Annotated in this window: 11 protein-coding genes and 1 tRNA gene; 5 read left to right on the forward strand and 7 right to left on the reverse strand. The window is 35.8% G+C overall.

Translation table 11 applies throughout. The annotated features are described in order from the left end of the window. Positions 1-45: 45 nt before the first annotated feature. Together CCY99_RS03495 and CCY99_RS09865 are read right to left on the reverse strand one after the other, a co-directional pair. Positions 46-423 (reverse strand): hypothetical protein, encoded by a 378-nt coding sequence (locus tag CCY99_RS03495; RefSeq protein ID WP_112060025.1) that lies wholly within the window; start codon positions 421-423, stop codon positions 46-48. Continuing rightward, positions 401-10,384: a DUF3519 domain-containing protein gene (locus CCY99_RS09865; RefSeq protein ID WP_258443274.1), complete on the reverse strand. Its 9,984-nt coding sequence runs from the start codon at positions 10,382-10,384 to the stop codon at positions 401-403. Before CCY99_RS09865 ends, CCY99_RS03495 begins: the two co-directional genes overlap by 23 nt. On the opposite strand from CCY99_RS09865, the gene CCY99_RS09485 reads away from it, so the two are divergent. From CCY99_RS09485 to CCY99_RS09505, 5 genes are all read left to right on the forward strand, one after another. Beyond that, positions 10,348-10,426, forward strand: a tRNA-Ile gene (locus CCY99_RS09485). The genes CCY99_RS09865 and CCY99_RS09485 overlap by 37 nt on opposite strands. Before the next feature lie 166 nt (positions 10,427-10,592). Beyond that, a complete protein-coding gene (locus CCY99_RS09490; protein WP_181646818.1) occupies positions 10,593-10,784 on the forward strand; it encodes a hypothetical protein in 192 nt (63 codons plus the stop codon). Between the two features lie 108 nt (positions 10,785-10,892). Further along, the gene (locus CCY99_RS09495) at positions 10,893-11,030 is read left to right on the forward strand and encodes a hypothetical protein (protein WP_181646819.1); all 138 of its coding nucleotides are present in this window, start codon (positions 10,893-10,895) and stop codon (positions 11,028-11,030) included. A gap of 225 nt (positions 11,031-11,255) precedes the next feature. After that, positions 11,256-11,549 carry a hypothetical protein gene (locus tag CCY99_RS09500; protein ID WP_181646820.1) on the forward strand — a complete coding sequence of 98 codons (294 nt, stop codon included), beginning with the start codon at positions 11,256-11,258 and terminating at the stop codon, positions 11,547-11,549. Between the two features lie 690 nt (positions 11,550-12,239). Continuing rightward, entirely contained in the window at positions 12,240-12,740 is a 501-nt protein-coding gene (locus CCY99_RS09505) for a hypothetical protein (protein WP_181646821.1), read from the forward strand. 593 nt (positions 12,741-13,333) lie between these two features. Here the strand turns inward: CCY99_RS09505 and CCY99_RS03505 are convergent. The 5 genes from CCY99_RS03505 to CCY99_RS03520 are packed head-to-tail and all read right to left on the reverse strand — an operon-like array spanning position 13,334 to position 16,949. After that, positions 13,334-14,461, reverse strand: a complete 1,128-nt coding sequence (locus CCY99_RS03505; protein ID WP_220092230.1) for a PP2C family serine/threonine-protein phosphatase — start codon at positions 14,459-14,461, stop codon at positions 13,334-13,336. Next, positions 14,458-15,141 carry a VWA domain-containing protein gene (locus CCY99_RS03510; RefSeq protein WP_220092231.1) on the reverse strand — a complete coding sequence of 228 codons (684 nt, stop codon included), beginning with the start codon at positions 15,139-15,141 and terminating at the stop codon, positions 14,458-14,460. The genes CCY99_RS03505 and CCY99_RS03510 overlap by 4 nt, the downstream gene beginning before the upstream one ends. A gap of 50 nt (positions 15,142-15,191) precedes the next feature. Further along, on the reverse strand, positions 15,192-15,722 hold the full coding sequence (locus CCY99_RS09695) for a hypothetical protein (RefSeq protein ID WP_220092232.1): 531 nt from the start codon (positions 15,720-15,722) through the stop codon (positions 15,192-15,194). After that, positions 15,682-16,686 carry a PIN domain-containing protein gene (locus tag CCY99_RS09700; RefSeq protein ID WP_220092233.1) on the reverse strand — a complete coding sequence of 335 codons (1,005 nt, stop codon included), beginning with the start codon at positions 16,684-16,686 and terminating at the stop codon, positions 15,682-15,684. The genes CCY99_RS09695 and CCY99_RS09700 overlap by 41 nt, the downstream gene beginning before the upstream one ends. Next, positions 16,683-16,949: a hypothetical protein gene (locus CCY99_RS03520; protein WP_112060028.1), complete on the reverse strand. Its 267-nt coding sequence runs from the start codon at positions 16,947-16,949 to the stop codon at positions 16,683-16,685. Before CCY99_RS03520 ends, CCY99_RS09700 begins: the two co-directional genes overlap by 4 nt. Positions 16,950-17,015: the final 66 nt, after the last annotated feature.

Consider the following 17,015-nt stretch of genomic DNA (forward strand, 5'->3'; position numbering starts at 1 on the left):
TGCTTCTTGTTCCTGCTACCTTGTTTGCTTTTTCAAATACACCAATTAATCATTTTTAATCATATTCATTACTCTATTATGCGACCCATGATAGCTAGTTTTATAATTTAGTATATTTCCATCGCTTACTTCCACGCTTACTAGATTTATTATTTTGCCATTTTCATTTGTAAAAGGCTTATAGAAAAATAGCGTCCTCTCTGCGTTTTTAGTAACAAATAGCGGATTTAATAATGTTGGCAAGATTCCGCCATTTAGGAATTTCCTATTTTCTAGCTTACCATTTTTAACACGCCTAAGATGACTAAACGCATACTGCGGATTTATTTTTAGCTCACCCACCGGCGTTTTTATAATGTTATCGCCTTTTGGATTTTTAAACTGATTTACAAATTGCTCTTTATTTAGCCTTTTTGGAATCATCGCCATTTTTTGCTATAATTTCGCCACTTGTATCCTTTGGGTGTAGATTAGTCCCATCACCCTTCGTAAGCTCGTTACTTGGTAGGACATCTGGGCGAGGGGATACAGGCTTATCTATTTCATACGCTGTAATTATCCAGTTATTATCGCCTTTTCTATCCCAGCCCTTAGATAATCCTATCCTATAAGTATTTTTGCCATTATCAAAAATTATCGTATTGATATTATTTTCAGTTCGCAATTCACCATTTTTAACAATGTTTGGAATCTCATCTGCTACTTGAGGGTGTTTATCCAAAATATGCTTTAATCCAAAATTAGAATCTCCCCATACTAAGTCAATATCCCCTAATTCATCTCTATAGAATGCACCGCTTACTTGCCCTTGCTTTTCATTTAGTAGCTTCTTAATCGCATTCACGCCGTCATGGTAGTATTCACTATAATTTACACCAAATTTCTTAATAGGCTCAGCTTTTGGGAGTTTGTTTTTTAAATACTCACCTATCAATCTTTTTACTTCTGTCGACCTTTGAAGTGAGCTGTCTTTTTTATTATGTTCTGTGGAGTAGTTGTTTTCCCTTAGCTCTTTTCGTAGTTCAGTGTGGTCTTTATAATCGGTGTATACTATCAGCTTATTTGCATTCACATTGTGCTTTGTGCCGTTCGCCTCGATTATCCAACTCCCTTTTATTTCGCCGATGATTGTTTTATATCCTATAAATCTTGTATTTGGGTATTTGCCTGTATATTCCTTTATAACAGCTAATCCTATCCCTTCGCTTTTTAATTTTTCTGCTTTGATTTTCGGTGCTTTTGTAACGCCATTTTGAGCTATCTCTGCTATGGCGTCAATAAAAGAATAATGGTCGGTTTCCTTAAAATCTATTCCCGTGTGGTGCCAACTTGCCCTACCAGCTTTTTTAGCACTCTCCCTAAAATCCACCACGCTTGTATTTTTTAGAATTTCCTTTGCCTTTTCGACACTCACGCCATTATCCTCTAAGTCGCTTTTGTATTTATCAATTTCATTTATAAGACGATTCATTCGCTCCCTATTAAAAAGACTTAATGGCATTTCGAAATGCTCGATAGCCCAGCTTGAGTTTCTACTCCTAGACCAGCCACTATAGCCACTATTGGCATTCATTGCTGCTATCGTCTCATCTTTTATTCTGCCGGAGTTTTCGTATTTGAATGTAAAATCATCATCGTAGTTATCTACTATATCATACACTGCTTTTTTGATTCGCTCATATGCGTTAGATTCTACTATTTCGCCAGTTTTCCCAGCCTTTGCCGCTCGGTTTAGTAAAATATCCTTGCTAAAAGCAAAAAGCCTCGTAATTGCATCTATTACTCTCTCAAATAGATTTACCGCTTTTAGCTTTTGCCTAAACTCCGGATTGCTAAGCTCAGCTATCATCTCATGCACATTCTTTAAGCCATAGTCGCCAGCACTAAACGCCCTTAATCCCTCTTGCTTCTTGGCGTATTCCGTGCTAGATTTTAGCTCGTTATAAATCGCATTTAAATCATTCACTGCCCTTTTTTGTATAGGATTTAGAATCTCCGGCTTATCTAATGCGCGTGAAGTAACGCTATGTAAAAGCTCGTGGAGTAGCGTTTTTGATTTACGCTCTGTTGGTGTAGATTTCTTAACTACGCTTAGATTCATAAGTGGGAAGTAAGCTCCAGCGATTTTCTTACGCTCCTCATCACTCATTACCACATCATTAAAGGTATTAACCGCAGTCCTTACCTTTACCCCTAGTCTTTTAGCAATAGGTAGGATTTTCTCAAATAATTCTTTTTGCTCTTGGTCGGTTTCGTGCTTGTTAAAGAATTTTATAACTTCCTTATAATCCGCTTCTTTTTGTAAATCAAGTGTTGGGATTGGCTTAGAATCAGTTGGGAGTTCTTTTATAGTAGTGCCTAATTTTTCTTTTAAATAATGATATTTTCTAGCTATTGGGAATAGCTTGTTTGCCACTTGTTGCATTTCTGCTCTAGTTCTATATTGAAACTCGGGCTTTAGCTTTAATCCATGTCCTTTCCTAGTTATTATGTAGCCCTCTGCCTCACCCTCATCAAGTATTTTTTTGTATCTTAAAGCTAGTTTGTAAATATCTCTTTTAGTCCAGTATTCTAAATCTAGTGGGAGATTTAGCTTATTTAGCTCTTGGATTGTTTTCTTGGACTTTATTAGCTTTTCTAGCTCATCTCTTTTTTGGATTAGTGGGGCGATTTGGTTATAGCTTTGTGCGTTTGTATATTCTACTCCACCTTTTCCATCTAGCTTTGCTAAACCATTTCTTATTAGCCCATCTATTTTCTTTTCATATTCTCCAGTTGCGGCATTTCTTTCTCGTATTAAATTAATTGTTTCATCGTATAGCTTATCGCTTTCCTCCTTGCTTAAGCTTGGGATATTATCCAAATCTAGCGAATCCACATCGATTTTATTTATGGTGTTTGGCGTTTGTGGCTCGGTCGGCTCGGTGGATTTTGTAGATTCTGCCTTTGGTGTGGCAATCCCCTTAGATTCTAGCTCTTTTATTTTAGCTTGTAGCTCGGCTTCTAGCTCATTTTTTAGCTCTTGGAATTCTTTTGCTTTGTTTTCTGCATAGATTCTACCCTTGTCGCTATTTGCCTTTGGGGCTAGATTCTTATAAGTATCGATAGTTCTATTTCGTGCTTCTATGTCGCTTAAAATCCTAATAATCTCTTTATTGTGCTTTAGATTCTCTGGGACTTGTATAGCTTGGGCTGGGGCTGGTGGAATCTCGGTGCTTTGAACTTGTGGTGGATTCTGCAAATCCACCGCCGAATCGTTTGCATTTTCTATCTCTTTTGTGGTAGAATCCCCTTGAGGATTACTAGGAGAAAAGCCCTCCCTAGTAGCGTTTGCTTGTCGAGAGTCGATAAACTTCGGCGAATCCTCTTTCTTGCTATACGCTGTTATAATCCACTCATTAGTATTTTCACCTTTCCAATTATTCCTAAGTCCTACAATATCATTACCTAAAACGATATTTGTTCGCCCTTGTGCGTCTTTTACTATCTCGCCATTTTTAATCACGCTATCTAATTTTTCCAAGATTTCGGGGTGATATTTTGCGATTTTTGATAATCCAAAGCCATCGCTTTTGCCACTGCCAACCTCGCCCCATACTAAATCAATATCCCCTAATTCATCTCTATAGAATGCACCGCTTACTTGCCCTTGCTTTTCATTTAGTAATTTCTTAATCGCATTAGCTCCGTCATGGTAAAACTCCGCATAGTTTTCCCCAAATTCTTTTATAGGATTTATATTTAGGGCTTTTTCTAAATTGCTTCTAAAGCTTAATATTTGTGTATAGACTTTTTCTGCTTGTTCTTTAGCAATGGATTCTAAGCTCTCATTTTTTAATTCACCTTTAGATTTTAAGTGATTGTAGTATTCATTTATTTTATATCTATTGCTATCGATTATGTCTTTTGCTTCAAGCTTTATAAACTCATCTTTAGTTATATTTGATAGGCTTAAAAGTCTTAGTTTTTTATAATGGCTTTCAAAGGAATGTTGATTTGCTACTTCTAAATGCGGAAAGAATCTACTTTCATCGTCATTATCTACAATATTGCTTATAGTTTTATTCCTACCTTTTACATCATATAGATATTCCTTTGCAATACCATTAGTCCCTATCGTATCTAGTAATTTTTGTTTTTCTATTTTAAATACAAAGTTTTTAGTATCTCTTATTGCTTCGGTGATACTATATGCACTATCAATATGCTCTATAATCCCCCTTTTAAGATTAATATCTATATTACTATCTAAGATAATATTCCACGCTTTAATCTCATCTTTATTTTTTAGCTTTTTAATATGTGGGAGAATCTCATCAATGCTATTAAATTTATAAGCCTTAGCAATACCATTTCTTAGATTCTCATTTGAGTTAAAAAACTCTCTAAATACTGCTTGATTAGCTTCCATTGTAAAGGAGAATCTTTTATTTGTTTCGTTTTCAATGATTTTTTTTAGCTCAAAAGCAGTGTTATTTAGTAGGCTTACTATATTTCCTTGCTCTCTTTGATTGTAATGCTTTAGGAATTCTTGGACTTTTAGTGGTTCTACAGGCTCTAGGGGTTCTAATTCTTTATTTACTAAATCGCTATCTTTATCTATAGACTGCTTATTTATCATTTGTGTTTCATCTAGTAAAGAAACTTCATCTTTTAGCGTTTTGATTGTTTTTAGTGAGTTTGTTATATTTTCAGCACCAAAAGCACCCAATGGATTATAATTAGCAATAGCTCTTTTAAGATTAATATCTATATTATTATCTAAGATTATCTCCCACGCTCTAATCTCATCTTTATTTTTTAGCTTTCTTTTAACATATGGGAGAATCTTATCAACGCCATCATTCTCAATATCATTAAGCTTCATCGCCTTTGCAATCCCTTGAAATAAAAGCTCGTTTGTTGGATATTTTTCTAACATTAACGCATTCATTTCATCATTAGAAAAGCTTTTAAGCTCTCCCCTTGCTCCTATTGGTCTTTCTCTATTAATCCTTTCTTTTAAAACATCAAAAACATCTGCTATATGTTTTTTTAACCAGCCTTGTTCTCGCATACTATAACCATTTAAAAAATCCACTAATTCTTTTTTACTTGGCTCTTGTAGCTCTAGGGGTTGTGTGGAATCTATTTTATCCACTGGGGAATCTTTTAGATTCTGTGGTATAATATCGCCACTATCGCCACTGGCACGAACATCGCTTGAAGTGTCGGTATTATGCCTAGTCTGCTGTGAATGTGGTGGATTAGGGGCGGTAGTATTTTCATAGGCTGTTATCACCCATTTTCTATCCCCCTCGCCTTTGTAGTCAAGTGCTATCACCACGCTATTATCGCTATTTCTTATGAACGCCCTAGATTCGCCCATTTTTAGCACTCCGCTTTCTACTATCTGCGGAAGCGATTCTATAAATTCATTAGCCTTGCTTATCGCCTCGCTCTCGCTAAATCCTTGCTTTACATAATCGCTTTTTCTGCGTTCTAAAATGTGTTGAATGCCTTTGCTAGAATCTCCCCAGACTAAATCAATATCCCCTAGCTCTTGGCGATAGAATGCACCGCTTACTTGCCCTTGCTTTTCATTTAGCAATTTCTTAATCGCATTAGCTCCATCATGGTAAAACTCCGCATAGTTTGTGCCAAACTCCCTAATTACATTATATTTTTTATCGGTGTTGTCCCAAATGTATCCCTCTAAGCTTCGCCTAAAAAAGTCAAGTTCAGTTAGGTATCCACCAAATGAAGTGCGTCCGCTAATTTCGCCTTGTAGTAGCCCAATCCTATCGGTAACCACGCTTTTTCCATTTTCCTCTTTTAAGAATTTGCCATAATTTTCCATAAAGATTTCAAAGTCAAGTGCATGTTTCTCATCATATCGCCTTATTTGGTCTGTTCCCAGCCCAGTTCTGCCTATATATTCCGGGTGGTCTCTATGGCGTATATGCTCGTTATGTTCGCCTTGAATCCGCCTAATAATCCTATCCGCCTCTCTCCCTACGTCCTTTTTTATATCATCTATTATTTCCCTATCTGCCCTAACCTCACCATAAGATATAGGCTCACGCCCTCGCTTTAATAACTCCTCAATTTCCGCTTTAATATCCACTTTCACATCTTGTTTTGGCGGATTAAATCTATTTTCCGCTCCTAAGTGATAGCTTAATCCCTCATCTTTTGGCAATACATTTATTTTAGTCTCCCCAGTGGCTTTATCGGTTTGCTTTATGGTCGTTTTCTTTGCTCCATGCGAAATTCTTACAATAAGCTCATTATCCTCGTAAGTCTGTTGTGGTTTAAGGTGTTTATATTTTTCCTCTTGGAGTTTTGCTAGTGTGGCTTCTGCTTGTTTTTTAGCTTCTGCAAATTCTTTATCTAATGCTTCTTTTGCTAGTTTTTGTGGTTCGGTTAGATTCTCGCCTTTTAATACCAGCTTCATATATTCGCGCATTTTATCATCGCCCATAGATTCCCAGATGATTTTATATTTTGGGTTAATCGTGCCATCAATGTTTTTTAAATCAGACCATACATAAGCATAATCATTTATGAAATTTTCAAATGTTTTTTGTTCTTGTGTTTTTGTGTGGATTAGCTCTCTGCCCTCGCTAATTTCCTTAATAGTTTTATTAGTTTTTAGTGGTGTTTTGCTGGTAAGTAGCCATTCGCCATTTTCATTTTTTGCCACGCTTAAAACATACCTAATGTTATCAAAAGCATCGTATACAAAGCTATAAGAATCCTCGCTTTGTTTAATAAGTGCGTCTGCGTTTTCAATTATGGCTTTTGATAGATTTAAAAACGCTATCTTATCTTGTAGGTCGTTGGCGGATAGCTTCTCGCCTTTAATAAGGATTCCATTATTAAAAATAGATTCTGTTGCTTTTGGAGTTTTTAGAAAAAAATCTTGCTCTAAGCTATCTACCTTAAATAGCCTTTGTAGCAATTCCTTATTTTTGTCTTTTATGTTGCTTTGTGTTTGGTTTAGATTTTTTGCTATACTTTCATTAGAGTTTAAAGGGAGAGTCTCCCCTTTTGTCAAGCCGCTAGAGTTGATAATCTTATCGGCTTCTCTAACATCATCATACGCAGTAACTATCCATTTATTAGCAGTCGGCTCACCTTTCCAATTTTGCTTTAATCCTACTTTGTAAACCTTGCCTTGATTTGTGGTGTATTCTAGCGTCGCCCTAGCGTTATCATCTATTTTGATATTTCCATTTTTTACAATCTCATTTATTGCGTTTTGGATTCCAGCCTCGCCCTCGCCAAACTCGCCAAATTCCTTGCCGTGTTTATCCAAAATGTGCTTTAATCCAAAATTAGAATCTCCCCAGACTAAATCAATATCCCCTAGCTCTTGGCGATAGAATGCACCGCTTACTTGCCCTTGCTTTTCATTTAGTAGCTTCTTAATGGCATTCACGCCGTCATGGTAAAACTCCGCATAGTTTTCACCAAATTCTTTTATAGGGGTTATGTTAAAGGCGGATTCTAAATTTTTTCTTGCATTATCAAAAAAATTAAATAAGTCCGGATTGTTTTCTTTGTATCGTTTTACTATTTCCTTATAGGCTTCCTCCTCGCTCTTGCCAGACTTTATTAGCTCATCAAAATCTTTTCTGCCACCTCGCTTAACGCTTCTTTTTGTCTCAAAAAGCACAAATTCATCTATACTTATATTTGCGAAATTAGCAAGGCGTAGCATAAAATAGCCATATGCGTCATCTCTGCCAAGTGCGCTATAAGCTGGTAAAAGCTTGTCTGCATTTTCAATAAAAAAAGATTCCATTCTTTTAAATTTAGCTGGGTTACTCTCCTCTAAATAATCCCTTGCGACACTCTCAAGCCCCTCTTTATTTGCTTTTTCTGCCAATCTAAGCTCAAATCTATCTCTTGCTTTTAAATCAACAAAATGAGAAAATTTGAGTTGCTGGGTTTGTGATGTAGGGATAAAACTTCCCTCCTTGTCTAATTCAATTAAAAATCTTGTTTCTTTGCCACTTTCTACCTCTTTTAATAATTGTTCGTTTTGTGCTAATTTATATTTATATTCATTGATTTCAAGTTTACTTGCTTTCTCCTTTAGCCTTGATATTTGGTTTTTAATTGGAAGTTCCCCAAATATATTCTCCTTGTGTGCATCTACTGGGTGCCATCTATCCATTGCTTTATTTCTTTGAAGGTATACTTTAAGTTTACGAGCAAGTTTTAGATTTTCTTGTCTTTGTTGCCTACCTAAATCCACTTCTTTTTCTATAGACCCTATTAGCTCTTTTAGTTGTTTTATATCTCTTTTTATAAGGTTGACATATTCCCCTTTACTTGCTTTTTTATATGTTTTTCCATTAAAAGTATATGTTTTTGGGAGTTTTTCATAGGGGACTAGACTTGGATTATGCTTTGTATTGCCCTCTATTATGAAGCCTCTTAGCCTTGCTTCTATTCGCTCTCCGCTCTCTTTATTTTGCGTATGTTTGACAATCTTGCCAGTTTCGGTATCTTTTATCTCAAAATCTACTTTATCGCCGTTGTGCGTGATAGTGGTCTCCCACTCATCATATTTATAAGTCGTGCTATTTGGTGTGGATTTGATAATGGAATCTTGTAGTCTTTGTGTGGAATCTTTTGGATTCTGTGGTATAATTTTATCTAGGGAGTTATTGCTCGCAGTGCTAGTAACACTGAGGTCAGAGGGTAGCTCTCTTTTATAAGCTATATCATTTTTATAATCCCCTCTATTTTTTCGCATTGTCTTAAATGCTAGTTCATTTGCCTTTGGTCGCACTTCCTCCACTACTACATAATATCCGTTTATTTGCTTAAACGATACGATAGCCTCCAAGCCTCTATCAGTAGTTGAAGTAATCGCTTCATCAGCATTTTTAACGATATTTGGATAATTTGCAATATCCTCTAAAGTAATAGCAATTTGCCCCCTACTTTCCTCTATTGCGGAATCTCCATGTGCTTTTAGCGTGTGTTTTATTTCGCTACCTTGTAAAGTCCGCTTTGTATCATTTGGGTATTTCATTCCCAAAGATTCGCCGTTAATAGATTCTATTGCTACTTTTTTATTATTTTTAGCTAGATAATCCACCACTTCACCACTTAATCGCTCCTCGCCTATTATTGGTAAATCTAAGCCTTTTTGTGGGGAAGTTTCGATTAAATCTATAATGTCGTTATCGTTTGCATTTGGTGTGTCGCTATTTGGTTTTGTTGTGCTTAATGTTTTTGCTTCTTGCTCGGCTAATAGCTTAGATTCTAACTCTTTTGCTATGTCGTAGTCTTTTATAAAGGCTTTATCATATACATTTCTTTTCCTAGCAAATTTTAAAAGCTCACCTTTTGTTTGTCGTCCATATAAGTCTTGCATAGCGGAGAATATATTTGCTAGTTTGTCTTTGTCATATGTTTTTCGTATATAATCATAGGTGTGTGGAAACTCCCTTTTAAAATAGTCTTTGCTAAATCTTGCCATTTGTGCTTTTTGGTAGCGATATTTTTCTATGTCTTGGTTTCTATAGAGTTCGTTTAGTGCGTGATTCGTCTCTGCACTCTCTAGCATATTTTTATATTTTCTGTAAAGCCCACTCGCACCTTCGTCGATATATACATTCCATAAATCAGTTAAAAATTTTAGATTTATTATCTCTTTGTTTGTGCTATTTTTAAATTCATTTTCTAGCTTTATAGCTTCTTTGAAAACATCTTTATTATCAAAATTCTTTTTTACTAGCTCATCATAAGCGGATTTTTCCGCCATATATTCACTACTCCATTCATCTAGTCCCTTTGTTCTTTCTAAAAATTTTTGATATTCTGTTAGCTTTTGCGTGTATAAATCTACCACTTCCTCCCACTTAGATTCCCCTAGTTGTGTTCTAACCCAATTATATTTTGGGGAGCTTAGATGTCCTATATAAGATGATTTCTCTCCATACACTTCGCTAACTTTTTCATTTACCTTTTTTATCTTTGCTTCGATTCTAGGGTCGCCTACTTTTGGGCGGTATGATGATAAAGGCGGATGTTCCGCTTTAAATTTGGCATAATCAAATGGACGCTTCTCCGGGCGTGGCGTTTTAAGATTTTGTGTGGATTTTGTTTTTGGCTTTGGCTTTGCTGGGCTAGATTCTGCTTTTGGTGCTGGTGGAATCTCGGCTTTTGGTGTTGGGGAATCTATAGAATCTAAAGGGGAATCTTTTGGATTCTGTGGTATAATATTGTCTGTGGCGTCATTGGGCGTTTTAGGTTTGCTAGTCCCTAACTCTGTTTGACTTTGATTCCCATTGGCTAGGTGGTCTTTACTAGCGGGATTATATCTAGCCTGACTTATTTCATCTTGGGTTGAAATGCCACGAGAATTGGTAAAGTGGGACAAGGATTCTTGTCGTATCGCAGGTTCGATTCCTGCTTCGACCCTCTGTAAATTTGGATTATTTAATTCACTTCTTAAAACTTTTTTAGCCGTTACTACATAATTCCCCTCTTTGTCTGCGTTAAAATGTAAAAAATTTACTTTGTCGGCATTTTCCATATCCTCAAAATCAATAATAAAATTCCTTTTTTCTGTATCAATTAGGGCAGATTTGGCACTAGCGATTATGTTTGGGATTTCTTTTATTTCATTTGGGCTAAGTGCTTTATCGCCCTTTCTTTCGGCTCGTATGTGGCTAAGGTGCTTTTTGGTTAAAAATACGCTAGATTGCGGTAAAGCTAAGGCGTCTTGTAAGTCTTTATTAATATCATTTAGGCGGACGACATTAGGAGCGGACGCATAATCCTTGCCTAATACATCATCAACAAAATTATTAAATCCCTCTTGGCTTATCTTTTCTTTTGGTAAATCATATCGCTTTAGCGTTTCAAATTCCTTTATTATGCTTTGAGTGGAATCTATTGTATTCCCACCGCTTGAATCTATAGGACTACCACCGCCACCGCCATTATTCGACGGATTGCCATTTGGATTTATCGGCGGAGTTGGATTCTGTGGGTCATATGTTAGTAGCTCTTTTTTATCATAGCCGATTAGATTCTTTGAGTTTTTTTCTGCATTTTCTAGCATTAAGTTCGCTAGATTTTGGGCGTTATCTTGGACTTCTTGCATAGCCATATTTGATTTTAAGTGTTCGTAGTCTAGGTGCTTTAGCCACTCTTTTATTAATGGTTTTAGCTCGTGGAGTAAGTCAGGTGGAGTATGGGGGCTTGATACTAGATTAAAGATAAATTCCTTTGGCGTCCTTGAATACTTGGTCGATTGCCTTAAGTGGTATAAAAAGGCTGCATTTCGTCCGCCTTGTGTTGGGAGATACTTCATAGATTTTTTGAAAGTTTCACTTGCGATTTGCATTGCGATTTTGCCCTCGACGCTAACTGCAATATTATTTTTTATTAGCTTTGGGTGGGATTGGGATATTTTCGAAGCGAAATATAAATCGTTTTGGAATATGGTCGAAATCTCTTTGATTAAGTCTATATGCTCTTTCACGCTTGGATTTACGATGTTTCGCACTTCACTCAATGCCCTATTTAGCCCTTTATAGTCTGGGACAAATTTATTAGGCTCTAGCTCAATTAGATTTTTCTTTATAGTGGCATTTACTATCCCTATTTGCAAGGAATCTCTAGTATCTGCCTTTAGCTTACCAAATAGCGTATTATCAAAGTTTTTTATAGATTTGCCAAACTGCAATAAGACTTTATCAAGGCTTTCATTATTTACCTTATAGCTTTCGCTCATTAGGTCATTATAAAGCTTACTCTTGCCATTATTGCCGTGCTTAAACTCGCTCCATAGCTTGTATTCATCATTGATTAAATCCCATTGCTTTTTAAAGCGAGAATCTAGCCCTTTTATTTTAAGTGCATTTTCCATGAGAGTATCTATGTGGCTTGTTATATCCATTAGGATTCCTTTATCGCTATAGTTGCCACGAGTAAAGATATTTCTAAACTTCTCGTTTATAAATTGCCTTGCTTGGATTAGCTCTTTTAGGCTCAAATCTTTATCTTTAATCTTATTTCGTATTAAGTCCAAATCGCCGCTTATGTGGTCTTTACTAATATTTGCTTCTATTTCTTGCATTTTAGAATCTAAGAAGTCGGTAATATTAAATCGCTCATTTGGCATTACACTATCTAGTATATCGATAGTTTCTCCATATCTGCTACTTAAATCTTTGTCATAATCCCTTATTGCTGTCCTTAGCTCATCTATATCAATAGTAGAATCTTTGATTAGCAAGTTATCTGCCCTATTTGTGATTTGCTCTAGGACATTTTTAGCTACTCTTGGCTCACTCTTTATAATCTCGCCTAAGAATCCAGCAAATCGTGGCTGCGTATATGCAATATCCCACGCTATCTTTTGGATTTTTTTGGCATTAGCGGAGTTGCTTTGGAATGGAGAGAATGCTTCTTTTAGATTAAAGTTCGTCTGCATATTTGTAGTAACAAATCTATCGATATTATCTTGGACTTCTTGTATAAACTGCTCTCCTAAAGCCCTATCGCCATTAGCTATCACATCAGCTACCACTTTTGGGACGACTCCTGCGTTCCCGTCTCGTATGTATTGGATTGCTTCGTTTATGCCATTCTTTACACCACGCCCCACTTTAAAGGCAGTAAATACTGCGATATCAGATATCCCACTTAGTGCCATTTCCTCGCCCATAAATGCGAGTAGCTCCTCTGTGTTCCCCTCTCTATTTAGAATCATATTATTTACATAGTAGTCCCCTACGCTTCCCATACCAGCACCCAAAGCCCCACCGATGACGCTTCCAACTCCAGCTCCTAGCTTCCCAGCTCTAGCTCCAGCCTTAGCCCCATAATATGCCCCAGCCATACCAGTAAAGATACCCATTCTATGGGCTTCAAGGGAAGTGGTGATGGATATTCTTTGGGTGTCTTTCCTTTGGATTTCTAAGTCTTGCGGATTTGTCGCTGGAGATTATGTTTATGTCTGTGGAGATGGATTCTGTGTATTCTACGATTGAATCCGCAATGGTAATCCGTAGAATCTATCATAATGAGAGCGAGAATTCACTATTTTTGTAAGATTCCATTTTTTACAAAATTTAACTTGTTAGATTCTATAAATCTACAATATTCTACTGAATTTATATGGCTATTTGTTAGATTTCATTGTTATTTTAGCATAATTTAATTGTGTGGTTCTAGACTCTTAGAATATTTGCTCAATTTAGATTCTAGATTTATCGAAATCTATGTATACCAAATCTATAACATCTAACAAATTTGCAAAAAAAGTGAAAATATCATAAGTCTTTTAATAATAAAGAGCAAATAAATACTTGCTATATTACTGATTTTTATTGAGCAATGAAAACTTTACTAATTTTTCCAACATATGCCTAAAGAAAGTATAGATTGATTTACGCGGATTTATATTATTACACATATTGTGTTTATTATTTTGTGTATTCATAATTAAAATAGTGCGATAGCAATTAGAATGTTTTTCGACCAAATTTAGCTTGCAAAGCCTATCGAGATATTTTTTTACATATTTTTCTTTCAAGTGGATTTCTTGCGAAATTTGGGAAAGCGTGTGTTCGCTCATCAAAAAAACCAAAATATCATCATATTTCTTAATCATTTTTTTAGGGGATTTGGTATTAATTTCCAATAATTTGCATTTATCTTCGTTTGATAATTGCAAATATCCTTCAAAAGATTCATCTCCTTTTACAAGCATAGCAATACTGCAATCATCGCTTGTTGTCTTGATAATTACCTTTTCAAAACTTTCTCTAAGTTGCTCTTGTAGTTTCTCAATGGGGATAAATGTCGAAATTTGCATTATCTTTTTTACAATATCTGCTATTTTGTGCTCTTGTTTGTTATATAAACTTGCTTCGCTCCCATCAGACATTAAAACAAATCCGCAAATTTCTCCCAAATCGCCATTTATTAGCTTCATTGTCATAATGGCATCTTTTGAGGTGGTAAATACGGTTGTATTCACAAACTCGCCATTTTCCGGACAAGAGGCAGTCTTTAGCTCATTATTTTTAAGATAGCCTATTACTCCGTCCCCAATATGTGCCATTATAAACTGCTCGTTCTTAACTGCCACTACTAGCAAAGTAGAAGCCAAGTCGTTTATTTCACATTCTAGTTGCTCCGCCCTTTCGCTTAAAACTTCTAATAAGCCATCTAAAAGCTGTTGTTTTATGACTACTCCATCATTATTAGCAAAATAAGAATCAAATTTTTCGCTTAACTCCAAGCATATAAATTTAGTAACGCTCTCAGCCCCATAATGGGAGAATCTAGCAGATCCAGCACCATCTGCCAAAGCAATAATGAATGTGTCATTAGTGTAGAGAGAATCTGTCTTATCTTGGCAAGGCGTATTTGATTTTATATGTCCTCTGCCTTGCACGGCACATTGCATTATATTCCACATTTTAAGATTCTCAATCATAGCGTTCCCCAACCTTGTATCGCCTCTACATCTAGCGTTATGCTCTCTCTGGGAGTTGATTGTGAAGTCCTTGATACACTTTGGCTAAGCCACGCGAAAAATTCACGGAATTTTAAGCCTTGCAGTTTTAAAGGCGTCCTTTTGGTGGAGAATCCTGCAAGTATTTCCATATTTACCTCAGCACCTATGCCAATTGGAAATATGGTGAGCTTGTTTTGATTTTCTAATTCTAGCACTCTATTAACAGCACGCCACAATTCCTCTTGACTGCTAGTTGGCACTCCATCTGTCATAAGAACTAGCCAAGGCTGGTAATAATCTACTCCTTTTTCTTTATATTCACTTTTCCGCCTCTCTAATAAATCTAACCCTAAATTAATAGCCTCTCCCATTGGGGTTGCTCCACTGGCTTGAAGAGTTGGGGCATTGGGCTGTATTTCCAAACCTGCAAAGTCACAAACACATGTTGCTCCCCCTCCACCAAAAGTTACAATGCTAATTTCTGCTGAATACAATGCCATTTCGTCCTCACGGATAGCCTCGTAAAACAAGCGAACACCATCATTTAGCTCATTAATGGGAGCTCCGCTCATAGAGCCACTAGTATCTAAGCAAAGACATACTGGCACTCTTGCTGTTGGATTATCTGCCAAATCATCTATTTTCACTAATGCATACATTTTTATCCTCCTAAAATTAAATATTTAAAAATATTCATTTGTTCCTACTATTACACGAAACGGGTCCTTTTGTAACGAGTAGGAAACAATTCTAACGACATACTATCTTGTGTGCCAAACTTGCCACTATCTAACAAATCAATATAAAATTTAAAAATTTTAAGCCATTTTGTTACTGAGAGCCTAGTGTCCTCTGTGGAATAATTACCTCCTTTACTAAAAGTGTGATAAAACGCTTTTTTTACTTTATATGGCAAGTGGCTCCACATAAAACGCCACGAACCATCTGGCTCTTTATTATTAGCCTTATCTTCAAAGCGATATGGAAAATTCATTTGAATAATATTTTCAATTTGGTTTTCCCCGCCTCGATGTGAATATGGCGGTTTCCCCGGAAGCATAATCATAAAAAGCAGTGTAGCTACTGCAAAATTTTCATTGCCTATTGTTCGTAAAAAACTAGCAAAATTCTTTCTTTGAATCTCTGGTGCAGTATAGTTGATAGTGCCTACTGGACAAGGGAAATCGCCAATTTGATAGCTATCCGTATCGACAAAATAAACTTTCTTTGGCGATTCCACTAAAATATTTAGTGGATTTATATCTCCTATTATGATTTTTTTTGTCATGTAGATATTTAATTTTCTTTAAAATAGTTATACATAGTTCTACAGTATCGCGTTTTTTCCAATCTGGAAAATTTTTCAAAAATAATTTTTTAATGAAAATGCTTTTTTGTATTTCCTTTCCTTTTGCTTTTGGCATTATAAAGCCGACAAACTCATTCTTAGAGTTCCACAGCTCTGCAACTGGACAGCACACACCCTTACACTTCATTTCTTTGCTAAGCATAAGTTTAATTTTTTCATATTTTTTTTCGTCAATATTTTCTTTTTTGTAGATTTTGGCGACATATGGGGTATCTGTTGAGTATATGATGCCCTCGCCTCCACTTGCAACTTTGGATTCCAGCTTTATTTGACCTAATTTTGAATACACGATTTCATTTTCTTTTGGGATATGAGTTACATTTATAAATTTACTTAAGAATCCATACTCATTGATTTGCCTAACATGAATACAATTCGCTTTGACTGATTTATTGTTGTTTAAGGCTAAAATATCTCTAGCCAAATTATTATCTTGTGTGATAAGCAATAATTTATATGTCATTCTAAATTTGGTGAAAACCACTTGAAAGACATTGTCCGCGAAGCTATCATTTTCCTCGCCCCGAATGTCTATAAAATTATCATCATTAATTCGTTGCTGTAAGTCTTTTAGGCATCTTTTGGCTCGCTTGGCAAGTTCAGGCTTTGCTTTATTTGCTTCGTGTTTTTGTAGCTCCTCAATGATTTTAAAGGGGATAATCAGCTTATTTTGATATTGTTGAAGAAATGGAATAATATTTATCCAGAATCTGTCTGATGCAAAGTGCAATATGCTACAAGTATCTATAAATATTTTCCAATCTTTAGCATAATATTCAAAAGGAATTAGTGATGTTGAACTTCCAGTGTTGCTATTTATAGCTCCATTAATCAAGGTGCTACCCTTAAAACTTGATTTAGATTCTTAGAAGTTATATGAAGCATTTTGTTTGCTAAAAAGAAAATGGGTCGAATCTTGATGTTATTAAAAAGTAAAATGGGAAATGTGGCGGAAAATAGAATCTTGTTTTGGATAGAGGATTCTGGGTCTAAATGTAATTTAGCTAAATTGGGAATTTGCTCTACGAGATAGCTAAATCCCCCCCCCATATTTTGGGGCTTTGTAGCGTATAAAAATTGCATTAAGAGAATTAGCATAATCCCTCCATTTAATCCCCAAGTATAAATCTAAGGCATGACTTAAATGCCAAATCTAGAGCGAAT

Origin of the sequence: Helicobacter sp. 16-1353 (genome assembly GCF_003288815.1) — a bacterium.
Lineage (GTDB): Bacteria > Campylobacterota > Campylobacteria > Campylobacterales > Helicobacteraceae > NHYM01.

What these genes read in the sequence shown, in the direction of transcription:
- CCY99_RS03520 (WP_112060028.1), bottom strand. Translation starts at nt 16,949, where the DNA reads ATGCTAATTCTCTTAATGCAATTTTTATACGCTACAAAGCCCCAAAAT.
- CCY99_RS03505 (WP_220092230.1), bottom strand. Translation starts at nt 14,461, where the DNA reads ATGATTGAGAATCTTAAAATGTGGAATATAATGCAATGTGCCGTGCAA.
- CCY99_RS03510 (WP_220092231.1), bottom strand. Translation starts at nt 15,141, where the DNA reads ATGTATGCATTAGTGAAAATAGATGATTTGGCAGATAATCCAACAGCA.
- CCY99_RS03495 (WP_112060025.1), bottom strand. Translation starts at nt 423, where the DNA reads ATGATTCCAAAAAGGCTAAATAAAGAGCAATTTGTAAATCAGTTTAAA.